Origin of the sequence: Pseudoalteromonas sp. BDTF-M6 (assembly GCF_018334135.1) — a bacterium.
GTDB lineage: Bacteria > Pseudomonadota > Gammaproteobacteria > Enterobacterales > Alteromonadaceae > Pseudoalteromonas.
On record NZ_JAGXTQ010000003.1, the window covers coordinates 31,777 to 45,776 of the forward strand.

The 14,000-nt window shown below is 47.6% G+C and carries 9 protein-coding genes; 4 read left to right on the forward strand and 5 right to left on the reverse strand.

Annotated elements, in window-relative coordinates:
- Nucleotides 1-23 precede the first annotated feature (23 nt).
- The 3 genes from KD147_RS07390 to KD147_RS07400 all read right to left on the reverse strand — a co-directional run bounded on the left by KD147_RS07390 (nt 24) and on the right by KD147_RS07400 (nt 5,412).
- Nucleotides 24-3,065: a DEAD/DEAH box helicase gene (locus tag KD147_RS07390; protein ID WP_212547382.1), complete on the reverse strand. Its 3,042-nt coding sequence runs from the start codon at nt 3,063-3,065 to the stop codon at nt 24-26.
- Nucleotides 3,066-3,198: 133 nt separating this feature from the next.
- On the reverse strand, nt 3,199-4,164 hold the full coding sequence (locus KD147_RS07395) for a ParB N-terminal domain-containing protein (protein ID WP_212547383.1): 966 nt from the start codon (nt 4,162-4,164) through the stop codon (nt 3,199-3,201).
- Between the two features lie 9 nt (nt 4,165-4,173).
- Complete coding sequence (locus KD147_RS07400) at nt 4,174-5,412, reverse strand: AAA family ATPase (RefSeq protein ID WP_105254295.1); 1,239 nt, start codon at nt 5,410-5,412, stop codon at nt 4,174-4,176.
- 787 nt (nt 5,413-6,199) lie between these two features.
- Between KD147_RS07400 and KD147_RS07405 the strand changes: the two genes are divergently transcribed.
- Nucleotides 6,200-7,414 (forward strand): replication protein A, encoded by a 1,215-nt coding sequence (locus KD147_RS07405; protein ID WP_105188883.1) that lies wholly within the window; start codon nt 6,200-6,202, stop codon nt 7,412-7,414.
- A gap of 88 nt (nt 7,415-7,502) precedes the next feature.
- On the opposite strand, the gene KD147_RS07410 is transcribed toward KD147_RS07405, so the two are convergent.
- Entirely contained in the window at nt 7,503-8,375 is an 873-nt protein-coding gene (locus KD147_RS07410) for a DNA replication terminus site-binding protein (RefSeq protein WP_105254693.1), read from the reverse strand.
- A 198-nt stretch (nt 8,376-8,573) separates the two neighbouring features.
- Between KD147_RS07410 and KD147_RS07415 the strand changes: the two genes are divergently transcribed.
- Together KD147_RS07415 and KD147_RS07420 are read left to right on the forward strand one after the other, a co-directional pair.
- Entirely contained in the window at nt 8,574-9,035 is a 462-nt protein-coding gene (locus KD147_RS07415; RefSeq protein ID WP_212547384.1) for a low molecular weight protein-tyrosine-phosphatase, read from the forward strand.
- Nucleotides 9,036-9,217: 182 nt separating this feature from the next.
- Complete coding sequence (locus KD147_RS07420) at nt 9,218-10,567, forward strand: class II 3-deoxy-7-phosphoheptulonate synthase (RefSeq protein WP_105254293.1); 1,350 nt, start codon at nt 9,218-9,220, stop codon at nt 10,565-10,567.
- Nucleotides 10,568-10,616: 49 nt separating this feature from the next.
- On the opposite strand, the gene ppsR is transcribed toward KD147_RS07420, so the two are convergent.
- The gene (gene ppsR / locus KD147_RS07425; protein WP_212547385.1) at nt 10,617-11,426 is read right to left on the reverse strand and encodes a posphoenolpyruvate synthetase regulatory kinase/phosphorylase PpsR; all 810 of its coding nucleotides are present in this window, start codon (nt 11,424-11,426) and stop codon (nt 10,617-10,619) included.
- A 147-nt stretch (nt 11,427-11,573) separates the two neighbouring features.
- On the opposite strand from ppsR, the gene ppsA reads away from it, so the two are divergent.
- The gene (gene ppsA, locus KD147_RS07430; RefSeq protein WP_212547386.1) at nt 11,574-13,952 is read left to right on the forward strand and encodes a phosphoenolpyruvate synthase; all 2,379 of its coding nucleotides are present in this window, start codon (nt 11,574-11,576) and stop codon (nt 13,950-13,952) included.
- Nucleotides 13,953-14,000 lie beyond the last annotated feature (48 nt).

The following is a 14,000-nucleotide window of genomic DNA, read 5'->3' on the forward strand; positions in this document are numbered from 1 at the left end:
CTGCCGAGAAAGTTCAGGAAAATTTAAACTTTTTCTTCTTTTTCTAAATTCAGCATTTCAAGCAACTGATTATCATCTATTTTTTTATCCGATAATAAACTGCCATTGAGGAACTCATCCACCAGGTGACGCTTCTTCTCCGCCAAGGCCTGTACCTGCTGTTCAACGGAGTCGGCAACGATCAGCTTATAAACAAACACCGAACGATCTTGCCCCATACGATAGGCGCGGTCGGTGGCCTGATGCTCCACCGCCGGATTCCACCAGGGATCGAAGTGGATAACCGTATCCGCCTGAGTCAGGTTTAAGCCGCTGCCACCGGCCTTAAGGCTGATCAAAAATACCTGCTTACGCCCTTGCTGGAAGTCATCAACCTGGCGCTGACGATCTCGAGTTTGGCCGGTCAGCAGCGCATAGTCTATACCCATACGTTGAAGCTGCTCCCCTATCAGGCTGAGCATGGAGGTAAACTGACTGAATATAATCACATGGTGCTGCTGAGCCAACATCACGGGTAAATGGGTTTGCAACCATTGCAACTTAGCGCTGTCGCCCTCATAAGCTGGGTCAACGAGGCGAGGGTGGCAGCAAATTTGCCTTAGCTTTAACAGGGCGTCCAAGAACTGCAGCTTGCTTTTGCCAATTCCCTGGGTCGAGACCAGGTGACTGAGTTTTTGATGCAAAGCACTGTGATAGCCCTGGTACACATGAGCTTGCTCCTCAAGCATCTCAAGCTGTTTAACTAACTCGGTTTTGCTCGGCAGCTCACTGAGTACATCGGCCTTGGCACGGCGCAGCAAATAGGGACGAACCGCTTCTTTAAGGGCGCTTTTTCCGGCTTGCTCAAGCTCTAAAAAGTTGGCCTTAAACTGGCTATCGGAACCAAGCAGACCTGGCATGGCAAAATCGAACACCGACTTAAGTTCGAGCAGATTGTTTTCAAAGGGAGTGCCGCTTAGCGCCAGACGGAACTGCCCCCTTAGTTGCTTCACCTTTTGGCTAAGCTGAGACTGCGCGTTCTTAATGGCCTGAGCCTCGTCCAATACCAGGGTGTGATACTCAACCCCATGATAAAAGGCAAAGTCCCTTTTAAACAGAGTGTAGGTGGTGATGATCACCTCATAGCTGGCCAACTGCTGCAACATGGCGGTGCGGTTATTACCAGCGACGACCTGCACCGACAATTGTGGACAAAAGCGCTGTATCTCATTACACCAGTTGCCTATCAAACTGGTGGGGCAAATGATCAGATGAGGATGGCCGGCTCGTGGCTTTAGGGTGCTGAGATAAGCAATCACCTGCAGGGTTTTGCCCAACCCCATATCGTCCGCGAGTACGCCACCCAGACCCTGCAAAGACAGTAATTGCAGCCAGTTTACGCCGGCCTGCTGATACTCTCGCAACTGTACATCGGGTGCGAGTTTCGCCGGTTGCAAAGAGCTCAGGGTCGGCTTTTGCAATAGCAGTTCCAGGGATTTGGCAACCCGCAGTTGCCAATAGGGCAGGCCGGTTAGCTGGGCATATAAGCTGCGAGGGATGGAGCACGTATTCCTGTCTTTACCACTGGCAAAACGCTGCAGATATCGATGCATTTCGTTGGCGACGCTGGCATCTATCACACACAGCTGACCGTCGCATTCTAGATAGCAATAATGGGCACTGTAGTTGGCGTTATTCGCCAGTTGCTCGGCGCTTAAAATAGACACCTTGTTGCCATGGTGCAACTCGAAGCGCACCAAGAAACGGTGCCCCTGTAACTTGTCGATAACCAAGTTTGGGGTGAGCGTATGAGTGCATTTTAGGCGCGCCGTTGGCAACCCTATCACCTCGCCCCCCAAATGCTGTACCTGCTGCTCAAGTTCAAACAACCATTGCTGCTCGCGCAGGAGATCGGGAATGACCACTTGATATTGTTGCTGTAAAGGTCCTTTACAGGGTTCTAGACCTAAATTGGCCAGGCTGGCGCTGGTCGGAGCTTGGCCGTCAACGGCGATTAAATAGGGTGGAGTGGTGCGTATAAAGCGCAGCGAAAAGCCTAGCTTAGGCTTTTTTTTTTCGCCTTCGCTTAAAGACAGGGCGAGCTCACTATCAAGACGCTGAGACAAGGCAGCGATGTCCTGCTCGTTCACTTGTGGGAAGCGGGCTAATTGTTTGATCTGTGTACCAGACAAATGGGTATGCAGGGCGACCAGCTGATTGTTGGCACTATCAAGGTAGTAGGGCGGGGCGGTATTAAACACCCGGTCGGCATTAAAGTCAGGGATATTGGCGACCAGTCGCGCTTTGCCCTCATGACTTTGCCAACGGTATTGCAACGGCTGGGGTTTGCCCAGAGTCAATGGCTGGCGCTGTTTCTCAAAGAATAGACGAGCGCGGCCTAGCAACTGCACTAAGGCACGGGCGCCCCAATGGCCATAAAGCTGGGCCTGTCCAGGAAGATTTTGCGACCGTATCCAGCTGAACAAACGGAAGTCGTCTTCATCGAGTCCTTTGGGGGTAACCTGAGTATGGCTTTGCTGTTCACTTAAGGCTCGGCCCTGGGATTGCAGCCCCGCCTCGGTGTTGGGGGCCATTTTGGCATGCAGTTGCAACTCCCCCTGATACGGATGCAGTTCGAACAACAACACCTGTTGCTGACTTTGCGTAGGCTCGCTATCGTGCTGAGCCAATACGGAAAACCAGTCATCAATTTGATACTGATGGGCAAACTCCCCCTGGCTTTGGAGTTTAAGTTGTAGCAGGGCACAGGCCACATGCTTACAGCGCACCTTGGCCTGGCAACTACAATGAGCTTCTACCTCGGTCTGGGTACCGAAATGAAGCTGGATATGCTGATCATAGGTGGTGCCGTCGTCGTCGAGCACCTGCGCCTCAATACGGCTGTAGTCCTCGTTGCTTTTCACCCATAGCACTTGTTCATCGCGCAGCATTTGTTGGGCACGGCTATACACCCCTTTGCTAAACAGCTGCTTGAGAGCCTGCTCAGACAATGGCAATGGCGCCTGCTCTGCCTCAATTTCGGCAAAGACGGCAAGCAAATCCTCTTTAGTAAACGATGCGGCCATGGTCCAACCCAACTACTGAAATAGGCCAGTATATCGTTTTTGCGCAAAGCGAAAAAGCCCCGCAGCCCGGGTTCTGGCGACATAAAAAAGCCCGGGTCATAACCCGGGCTTAAAAACGACAAGGCAAAACAGCTTAATTGAAACTTTCCAGCACCTTGGCCAGTTGCATAAAGCGCTTCTCGGTCATTATCTTATTATCAATTTTGATCGTTAAGTCGCCACTTTTACTGTGCTTTTGCACCCGCACAAAGTCATTGGCGAGTTTTATATCCTCATTGCGTTTAGCCCCTTGCGGTGCCTCACACAAAAATTTCGTCACCGCTAAGGCAGCCTTATCGTCGCTATCAAAACTGGTTTGCGCAAATTGGGCGCCACAATCGGCAACACGCTCGTTAAATGCAGCAACGTCTTTATCTTGCGCCTGAATCAGCTTCTTAGCCACTTCACGGCCAACATGGTTGGCGGTAGGGTAGAGCGCTAATACGTCCTTAGGAAGGCACTCAAAGGCCTTAATGGCATCGGCAATGGCGGTGTGCGAGACCCCTTCTAACTGAGCGATTTCACGGTACGAACCCTTTTTGCCCTGTTGCTGTAACTCTTCACGCGTCGACGCATAGGCTTGACCCAGCTCCCATAAACTCGGAGCAATATACTGATCCGACGACACCGCAAGGATCTTCGCGTCTTCATCGTTAAAATCACTGGAGCTTAAAACCAAATAATCCGCCGGGGCCAAAATACAAGCCTTACGACGACGGGAGCCGGCTAATACTAAGAGCTCGCCATTGTGCTCCCAGGCCAGTGCCGGGTGTTGGTTACGGCCATCATCACGAATAGCAGGAAGAATGTCGGCCACCGACTTTTCCGTCAACAACGCCTGCACACGACGGTTCTTACCATAAACCTTGGTGCGTTGCTCGATATCCTGATGCGCAATCACCTGACAGGTGAGGCGTATGGTGCGATTAGGATCGCTAGGAGCCGGCATGCTGATCACATCACCGGCCTGAGCTTGTGCTAACAACTGATCTAGGCTGCTACTTTCTACCGCGGTTGCAAAAGGGTCAATACGGGTATCGTTCTTACGTTTCTTTGCCATGATAATGCCTTATTGTGCTGCCTTTAGTTGTGATTGTGTTGATGCCCAGTTGGAGCGAATAAGCATTTCTAATTCATCAACCACATCTTTAATGTTTTCCTGGGCCTTAACCAAGGATTCGCGGCTAGCCAAACTGTCTGATGTTTTTTGATCAAAAATGGTGTTAAAGGATGACGAGCTAGCAGTGATCGCACTGCTATGGTTAATGGGATAGCTCATCACCTGACGACCAAACGCCGAGCGTACGTCCTTCACTATGTCACGCTGAGAATGGTTACCCTTAACATAGTTAGTCACCAGGAATTGCATAAAGTCCCAGCCATCGTGGCCAAGGGCGGCAACTGTGTGATAAATCTCACCAAGACGCTTCAGGTATTTATTGTTTGCATCAAAGTCCACGGCTTCTGGATGCACCGGAATAAGCATAGCGGTTGAAGCCATTAATGCGTTATAAAACATAAAGTTAAGAGAAGGTGCTGTGTCGATAAGAATAACATCAAACTGGTCTTGAACCGGTTCAATTACCTTTTCCAACAACTTATGGTAATGACGGGTTTGGTCATAGTCTCCGCTTTCACGCAGTGCGGTGGCCGTTTCATGCTCGAAGTAAAAGTCGTCCATACCCGATGGCAAAATACGGATGTTAGGGATATGGGTTTTTAAAAATGCATCGCTAACAATTCCTTCCCAGGTTTCACCTTCGTCGAGTTCGATACAGTCACGCATCAAGTCGCCAACGGTAATGGGATCGGGCTCACTGGGTGGGAAAAAGCTGGATGATGATCCTTGGGGATCTAAATCAATAATACCAATGCGATAACGTTTGATATTAGTGGTTGCAAGTGCAGCGGCGATGTTAACCATACTGGTGGTTTTACCACAGCCCCCCTTGAGGGAATTGATAACAATAACCTGTAGCTTATCATCGGCTAAACGATGATCGGGATTGATACCCATGACGTCAGCCATGCTGTAGATGTTCGCCAAGGTATAAGCGTAATGGCCATTGGCACCACGACGAATCTCTATGTGATCGAAATCACCCTGGTCATGACGTCGCTTTAGGGTACGGTTGTTACATCCTAGTAGATCGGCGGCTGCCTTTTGGGTATAGGTTCTTAACTCTTTTTCTTCAGATTTAAGGTGAGCTCGATAATGCTGGATACGTCCTTCGAGTGACTTTTCAGCGACATCGGCCGTAGCCTTGAGTAACTGGTAGGTTTTTAGCGCACTTTGTTTTATTGTCATACTTGCATCCCTAAGTTTAAGCCATGAGTATAATGTCCACCACTTTAGCTGTAAACATATATTTTAGGCGACATTGCATGAAAAACAAGAAAGACAATTTGATTGCAAACTTACTATAAGGTAATAACTAGATTAGATTCGTTTAAATATATAGGTATATAAAGGTTAGAACGGAAGAAAGTTAACTTAACTAACTGTTTTATATAAAGATATGAGATATTTTTAGATCAGCATTCTACTTGGTATAGATCTGATTCCTACCAAGTCACGGATCAGTATTTTAAGAAGTAAAAATCTCACTTTCAAGTTATGCACAGCTTGCCCAAGGAGTTACCCACAAAAGTAGCCTTGAAGATCATCTTTTTACTAACTATTTTGGCCTAGTTATGCACATAAAGGGATAACTAAGGTACTGATATGTAGATAAAGATCTGATCTTTACCTGCTATAGATCAGATCTCTACCAAGCACTGAGCCGGTTATACACAGTGTTGCGGCCTAAGAGCAATATAATGCTCAAAAAACAGGCTGGTTTCGGATGTTAAGAGTCAAAATGGCCGGTCAACGGCATTAGACTTGGTAAAAATCTGATCTGGAAATGATGAGTTAATAAAAATCTGATCCAAAAACCGGCTAGGTTGTGCGTTAAATAGCCTGAGGTTAGTAAAAATGTGATCCCAAACATGAAACTCGAACTCGGATCAGTTTTTTACTAACATAGATGATTAACTTTTTTCGTATTATGTGTTGATATTACCTTTGGCATCGATAGCAATGGAAAATAACAATGAACCGCAAGGTTAATATCTCGGTAGAAAACTTACCGGACTCTTTGCGAGGCCAGATCAATGGCGTTGAAAGTGCAACGGATAATGAAAATCTGGCGTTGTTCACCGACAATAAAGATGTGCGCATTTCGATCGAAAGTTCTGTGCATGGATTAAGAGCCTACTCTAATACCTTCAATCATTATGATCTTTGGGGGCGTTTTGTTCGTTCCGGACATAAAAAGCTGCCTTTGGAAGATGCCCCAAAGAAAACCATTATTACCCGACGCATTTCGGAAAAAGTGGATGGCATACTCTATGATGGTGAAATTAAAATCACCCCAGCGGTAGTTAGTACCCGTCAAGATGGTGAAGAAGTTGAATGTTTAGTATGGCCGTCGGATAGGGAAGAAAAAGTTGAGCGCGCCTTAATTCGGTTGGCGTCAAAAGGCAAAATTGTCAAAATCAACTTTAAATCGGGTATTCAGTACGCGGTTATTTTTTCGATGAATGAATTAGCCCAGGAGCTTAAGGCTGTGGGTCAGTCGATGCCGTATCCACAAATTAAAGAATCCTTGGAAGCTTTGCAAGGGTCCAAGTTGTCATTTAAATATACGGCCACCGATACTAAGAACTCCAATATCGACGATTCATTTTATGAGTCGAATATGAACTTCTTATCGTCACTGCACTTCAGTGGTAAGAAAGGGCAGGGCGGTAATGTTAAATGTGTAGCCTGTCTTAATGCCTTCGTTCATAACATGATCGATAACCTTGAATATAAAGGTTACTACTTTAACCGGGCGCAAGAACTCAAACGAGGTCTATCACGCTGGATGATGTTACGTTTGTATCATTTATGGCGCTACGCGGCACCGGGCAAGACGTATCATTTCCGCTTGCTGTCTATCATGGAAAAGTACGGCAGCATTTATGCCGATGACAAAATAACCGACAACAAGTTAAAAGCTTTGCGCCGTGATATGACCACCACTATGAAAGACCTGATCGATAAGGGGGCCATCTCCGATTACAGCATTTCCAATGTAAAGGATGAGGCAAGCGGGAAAATCATTGATTATGTTTACGAAATGCATCCTTCGGATGAGTTTTGCGAAGAAATTCTTACCTTGAATAAGCAAAACAAGCGTATCGAAATCCAAGGTGGCAAACGTATCGTTGAGAATGCTGAGATCATCGATGAAGAAAGGCTCGAAGAAATAGTCGAAAAGTAATAGCCGACCTTAGTGCCACCTCTTTTATAACAAAGCCCACAGATGTGGGCTTTTTAACATAACCAATTAGCGTGATTGATGTAAGTACTTACTCACCTCTCGCTAGATACAAGCGCTCGACCAGGTATTCGTACTCACGCTTACGAGGATCTTCTTTGGGTTCATAATTTTTAAGTTCGCCAAGTTTTATGTCCGGATTGTCATCAAATACAATAAAAGGCATGGCGCCACTTACATGGTAACGGCGATTATCGGCAAATCGCACATTCACTTCAGGCGTGACTCTTATCGGCCGGCGAATACGTAGTTTTTCATTTTCGCCTAAACTCGAAACCTTGCGTTTTTCCTGCTCAACCAGTTGTTGCCATTGCTGCTGATCAATCATACGTGGATTGGAATACGCACTGCTACGCTCTAACATAGTGAGTGCTAACTTACGAGTTAATGACTTGGTTGAATGTTTTTGCATCCAAGTAAAGCGCACCGAGTAGGGGGCCTGGGATTCAAAGTGGATATGTCGGTAAAATGCCAGGGTCATTAGTCCGGGCACCGCACTATGAACAGCGTCGAAACGGGCGTCATTATTATCTAACGTCAGCACCTTTTGTTTAAACTCCGTTTTTAGTTCATTGATTTTTGAAAGATAGGGTTCAAGGTCAGTGAAAGACGCACGGGGCAATAAGATAATTCCCGGATGACGTTTAGCTAATTTACCGCTGAGTTCTCCGTCTTTGTGAAAATCTAAAAAGCTATTTTTTATGTGGCCTAGTGCCGCATCGCCTTGATAGCTCTGCACTTGGATTGCCGCCAGAGGGTTTCGTTCTTGCTCAGGTGTGGGCAAAGGCAATTGAAAATAACTCGCTTGGCGATACTCGGTTTGTGACAATAACTGAACAAAGTCCTGCAGATATTCCTGGGTTAGATCGAAAACACTGCGAAGCTGTAGTTTTATGTTGCTCATAACAATAAAGAACACATCATACAATAATTCACTAGCTTAGCTCGTTACTCCTTTGCCTATCAATAAAATAACGTAATTTCTCAAAAGCTAAGACTAACTAAATTAACAAATAAAGTATGATGTGTTCATTATTGGGCTTTACTCTTTATAAGAGAGCACTAAAGTTAATTAGACGCATAAATTCAGGATCTACCAGCGATGAAAATCATGTTCGTCTGCTTAGGCAATATTTGCCGCTCACCAACAGCTCATGCGATTGCTCAAAAGCGTGCAATAGAGCAGGGCTTAACCTACATCACCTTTAGCAGCTCTGGTACCTCTGGGTATCATGTTGGCGAGCACCCGGATGAGAGGGCCATCACTCATGGCGCGCAACACGGTTACGACTTGTCTCGGTTAACGGCGCAAAGACTAACGCAGGACGATTTCTACGAGCAAGACCTGTTACTGACCATGGACGAGCAAAACTACCAGGATGTATTAGCCATGCAACCAAGCGATGCAACCGCATCGATTAAGCGTCTCCTTGATTATCATCCAGACCCCAAGTTTGCCCAGGTGCCCGATCCATATTACGGCGGACAAGCGGGTTTTGATGCTGTCATCGCCATGTGCGAAACGGCCATCGATGCCTTGTTTAGCGAATTAGGTAACAAGTAGAGATTATGCTGAGGTTGGCTTATTCTTCTCAATAGTATGATGTGTTCATTAATATACGTCCTCGCTCTGCGACAAAAGTAGGGTACTTTATTTTCCCATCTTGCCCTTTTACCCTTGCGCTAGACCCCGCCATTCGGTACTTTCGTGAGTGAGGTACAATTAGGAATGAGGAAAATTGTAAAGTGAAACCTTGGAGTCCAAATAGCTGGAGGGATTTCCCCATAGTCCAGCAACCCACATACCCAGATCAAGGTGTGCTGGCAAACGTTGAAAGCGAGCTAAACAGTGCACCGCCACTAGTGTTCGCCGAAGAAACCCGCAGCCTGTTCAAACAACTGGAAGACGTGTGTGAAGGCCGCGCATTTTTATTACAAGGCGGCGACTGCGCCGAGTCTTTCGCGGATTTTAGCGCCGCCAATATTCGCGATACCTTTAAAACGCTGCTGCAGATGGCGGTGGTATTAACCTATGGTGGCAAATGCCCCGTGGTTAAAATCGCGCGTATGGCCGGCCAGTTTGCCAAGCCGCGTTCGAGCGACGTTGAAACCATTGACGGCGTCAGCCTGCCTTCATATCGCGGCGACATTATTAACAGTTACGAATTCACCGAGCAGGCCCGTGTTCCCGATCCGCAGCGCTTGATGAAGGCTTATCATCACAGTGCATCTACGCTTAACTTGTTGCGTGCGTTTGCTCAAGGTGGTCTCGCGGATTTACACCAGGTAAACCGTTGGAATATGAGTTTCGTTGCCGCCAACCCACTGAAGGATAAATATCAAGAGGTTGCCGATCGCATCCAGGACGCCCTCGAGTTTATGGAAGTCTGTGGCATTAATTCCACCAATGCACCGTCTTTAACCGAAACGTCTTTATATACGTCTCACGAGGCTTTATTACTGGGTTATGAGCAGGCGCTCACACGCCGTGATCACCTATCCGGTGACTGGTACGATTGTTCTGCACACTTTGTGTGGATTGGCGAGCGTACACGCCAGCTTGATCATGCGCATATCGAATTCTTCCGTGGCATTAAAAACCCCATCGGCGTCAAGGTTGGCCCGGGGATGACCCCGGACGAGCTCATTGAGTTAATCGATGCGGTTAACCCAGACAATATTCCTGGGCGTTTGACGCTGATCACCCGCATGGGTGCCGATGTACTGCCGGAGAAACTGCCGGCGCTGGTTCGTCGCGTGCAGCAAGAAGGCCGTAAGGTGATCTGGAGTTCTGACCCCATGCACGGCAATACCGAAAAGGCCAGCTCTGGGTATAAAACCCGTAGCTTCGACAATATCCTGCGCGAGATCAGCCAGTTCTTCGCCGTCCATAAGGCCGAGGGTTCTCATGCCGGCGGTGTGCATTTAGAAATGACCGGCCAGCATGTGACCGAATGCACCGGCGGTGCCTATGGCCTGTCGGATGACGATTTGGCCCAGCGCTACCGCACTCAATGCGACCCGCGTCTCAATGCCGATCAGGTATTGGAGCTCGGCTTCTTGGTTGCGGACCTGCTAAAAGACGCCCGCAAGTAAGGGTTTAACGAAAGAAAAAGCGCCCTTGGGCGCTTTTTTTATGTCTGCATTAATACTTACGTCGCTGCAGTCCCGACTCGGCCATAATCTTGGCGGAGATTTCCTCCACCGAGTGATGGGTTGAATTGAAATGCGGGATACGAAAACGCTTATAGAGCATTTCCACTTCCCGGGTTTCGATGCGGCATTGACGCATGGAGGCATAGCGGGAATTGGCCATGCGCTCATTTCGAATAGCCGCTAAGCGCTCCGGCTCTATGGTCAAGCCAAAGAGTTTATTTTTATAGGGTTGCAGACATTTTGGCAAAGTGCCGGATTCAAGGTCGTCCGGCGTAAAGGGGTAGTTTGCTGCTTTAATGCCGTATTGCAGCGCAAGATATAAACTGGTCGGCGTTTTACCACTGCGACTCACCCCAACCAAAATTACATCGGCCTGCTGATAATCCTTGATATTGGCGCCGTCATCGTTGGCCAGCGCATAGTTTACCGCGGCGATACGGAAATCATAACTTTGCTCATGGATACTGTGGGTGCGATGCACCTTAGGTACCGGCTCTACACCTAACTCAAGCTGCAGTTGATTGCTGAAGGTGCTGATAAAGTCGTAGCACACGGCGTTGCTTGCAAGGATGATTTCACTGAGCTCAGGGTTCACAAAGGTAAAGAAAACAATGGGCTTTTCTTTGCTTGTGGCCGCCGCCAGCTCAATTTGAGCCTTTACTTCTAAGGCTTTTTCTTTGGTTTCTACAAAGGGAATAGTCGTGTGTTCAAATTCCATGGGAAAAAGCGACAAAGTCGCATTACCAAAGACCTCGGCGGTAATTGCGGTACCGTCAGAAATATAAAATGCGTTGCGCATAATCATCCTTTTTTTTCGTAATAACCTGATAAACCGTAAGGCTACGGTTTACGCATCAGTGCTTGCCAGTGTAGAATGTTAGCGCCTCATTTAAAAGGTCATTGTTTTAATGACCAAACTTACAATTTGTTTTTTGGAGAAAGTTCCGTGCAAGAATACGTTCTCTGGTATCAAGAGCTTGGTATGCAAGATGTGCCGAGAGTTGGAGGCAAAAACGCCTCTCTCGGTGAAATGATCTCAAACCTAGCCAACGCCGGTGTACAAGTACCGGGTGGTTTTGCGACGACATCATACGCATTTAACGAGTTTCTTGAGCAATCTGGATTGAATGCTCGCATCTACGACGTGTTAGATAAACTAGACGTTGAAGATGTCAATGAATTGGCCAAAGTTGGTGCCGAAATCCGTCAGTGGATTATCGACACGCCATTCCAGGATTCATTGGACCAGGCTATCCGCGAGGCCTATGGCCAACTACACGCTGACCCAGCACACGACGTATCCTTTGCAGTACGTTCCTCTGCCACCGCCGAAGACATGCCAGACGCATCATTCGCCGGACAACAAGAAACCTTCTTAAACGTGCGCGGCATCGATGCCGTAATGGTTGCTATCAAACACGTTTTTGCTTCTCTATTTAATGACCGCGCTATCTCTTATCGCGTACACCAGGGTTACGACCACAAAGGTGTAGCACTTTCAGCCGGTATCCAGCGCATGGTTCGTTCTGACATGGCCTCTTCTGGCGTAATGTTCAGTATCGACACCGAGTCAGGTTTCGAAGACGTTGTATTCGTAACATCAAGCTTCGGTCTTGGTGAAATGGTTGTACAAGGCGCGGTTAACCCGGATGAATTCTACGTTCACAAAGGTACCCTAGCCAAAGGTAAACCAGCCGTTGTTCGCCGTAACATTGGTTCTAAAGCCATTCAAATGGTTTACTCACAGGGCCAAGAACACGGCAAACAAGTTGAAATTGTTGACGTAGCCCCAGAGCAAGCCAATACCTTCTCTATTACAGACGAAGAAGTAATGGACCTTGCTAAGCAAGCAGTTATCATCGAAAAACACTACGGTCGTCCAATGGACATCGAGTGGGCAAAAGACGGTAACGACGGCAAGCTTTATATTGTACAGGCTCGCCCAGAAACCGTACGTTCAAACGAAGATGCGAACGTAATGGAACGTTTCCAGCTTAAGCAAACATCTAGCGTTGTTGCCGAAGGCCGTGCCATCGGTCATAAAATCGGTGCCGGCGTTGTTCGCGTACTTAATTCTATCGACGAGATGGACAAGGTACAACATGGCGATATCCTGGTAACCGACATGACCGACCCGGATTGGGAACCGATCATGAAGCGTGCCGCTGCCATCGTTACCAACCGTGGCGGTCGTACTTGTCACGCGGCCATCATCGCCCGTGAACTAGGTATTCCTGCGGTAGTAGGTTGTGGTAACGCCACCGACCTAATCAAAGCGGACCAGGAAGTAACCGTTTCGTGTGCCGAAGGTGACACGGGTTACATCTACCAAGGCCAACTTGAGTATGAAGTACTGACTTCACGCGTAGATGAAATGCCTGACCTGCCAATGAAGATCATGATGAACGTGGGTAACCCGGATCGTGCATTCGATTTCGCTCGTTTACCTCACGCCGGTGTGGGCCTGGCTCGCCTTGAGTTCATCATCAACCGTATGATTGGCGTTCACCCGAAAGCGTTGCTTAACTTCGATGCTCAATCTCCTGAACTTCAGGCAGAAATCAAAGACATCATCGCAGGTTATGAGTCGCCGCGTGAATTCTACATCGCCAAACTGGTTGAAGGTATCGCCACGCTTGGTTGTGCCTTTGCACCTGAGCGCGTAATCGTCCGTATGTCTGACTTCAAATCAAACGAATATGCCAACCTGGTTGGCGGTCAGCAATACGAGCCGGAAGAAGAAAACCCAATGATCGGTTTCCGTGGTGCTTCACGTTATATCAGTGAAGACTTCCGCGAGTGTTTCGCCCTTGAGTGTGAAGCCATCAAGCGTGTTCGTGACGACATGGACTTGAACAACGTTGAGATCATGATCCCGTTCGTACGTACCCTTGAAGAAGGTAAAAAGGTTATCGAGCTACTTGAAGAGCACGGCCTTAAGCGTGGCGAAAACGGTTTGAAAGTGATCATGATGTGTGAGCTTCCTTCAAACGCGCTACTTGCCGAAGAATTCCTTGAGTACTTCGACGGTTTCTCAATCGGTTCAAACGATTTAACTCAGCTAACCTTAGGTCTTGACCGTGACTCGGGTCTAATCGCTCACCTGTTCGACGAGCGTAACCCAGCGATTAAGAAGCTATTGTCTATGGCCATTAAAACAGCCAAGGCAAAAGGTAAGTACGTAGGTATTTGTGGTCAGGGTCCTTCGGATCACGAAGACTTCGCCGCATGGCTGGTACAAGAAGGTATCGATTCTGTGTCATTGAACCCGGATACGGTATTGGAAACCTGGCTATACCTGGCTGAAAAGCTTAAATCGAACTAAGTTCGATTACCGAGTAAGACAAAGAAAAAGGGCGAAATCTTCGCCCTT

Bases quoted from the DNA above. Each gene is read 5' to 3' on its own strand.
- KD147_RS07390 (WP_212547382.1), bottom strand. From the start codon at position 3,065: ATGGCCGCATCGTTTACTAAAGAGGATTTGCTTGCCGTCTTTGCCGAA.
- KD147_RS07395 (WP_212547383.1), bottom strand. From the start codon at position 4,164: ATGGCAAAGAAACGTAAGAACGATACCCGTATTGACCCTTTTGCAACC.
- KD147_RS07400 (WP_105254295.1), bottom strand. From the start codon at position 5,412: ATGACAATAAAACAAAGTGCGCTAAAAACCTACCAGTTACTCAAGGCT.
- KD147_RS07405 (WP_105188883.1), top strand. From the start codon at position 6,200: ATGAACCGCAAGGTTAATATCTCGGTAGAAAACTTACCGGACTCTTTG.
- KD147_RS07410 (WP_105254693.1), bottom strand. From the start codon at position 8,375: ATGAGCAACATAAAACTACAGCTTCGCAGTGTTTTCGATCTAACCCAG.
- KD147_RS07415 (WP_212547384.1), top strand. From the start codon at position 8,574: ATGAAAATCATGTTCGTCTGCTTAGGCAATATTTGCCGCTCACCAACA.
- ppsR (WP_212547385.1), bottom strand. From the start codon at position 11,426: ATGCGCAACGCATTTTATATTTCTGACGGTACCGCAATTACCGCCGAG.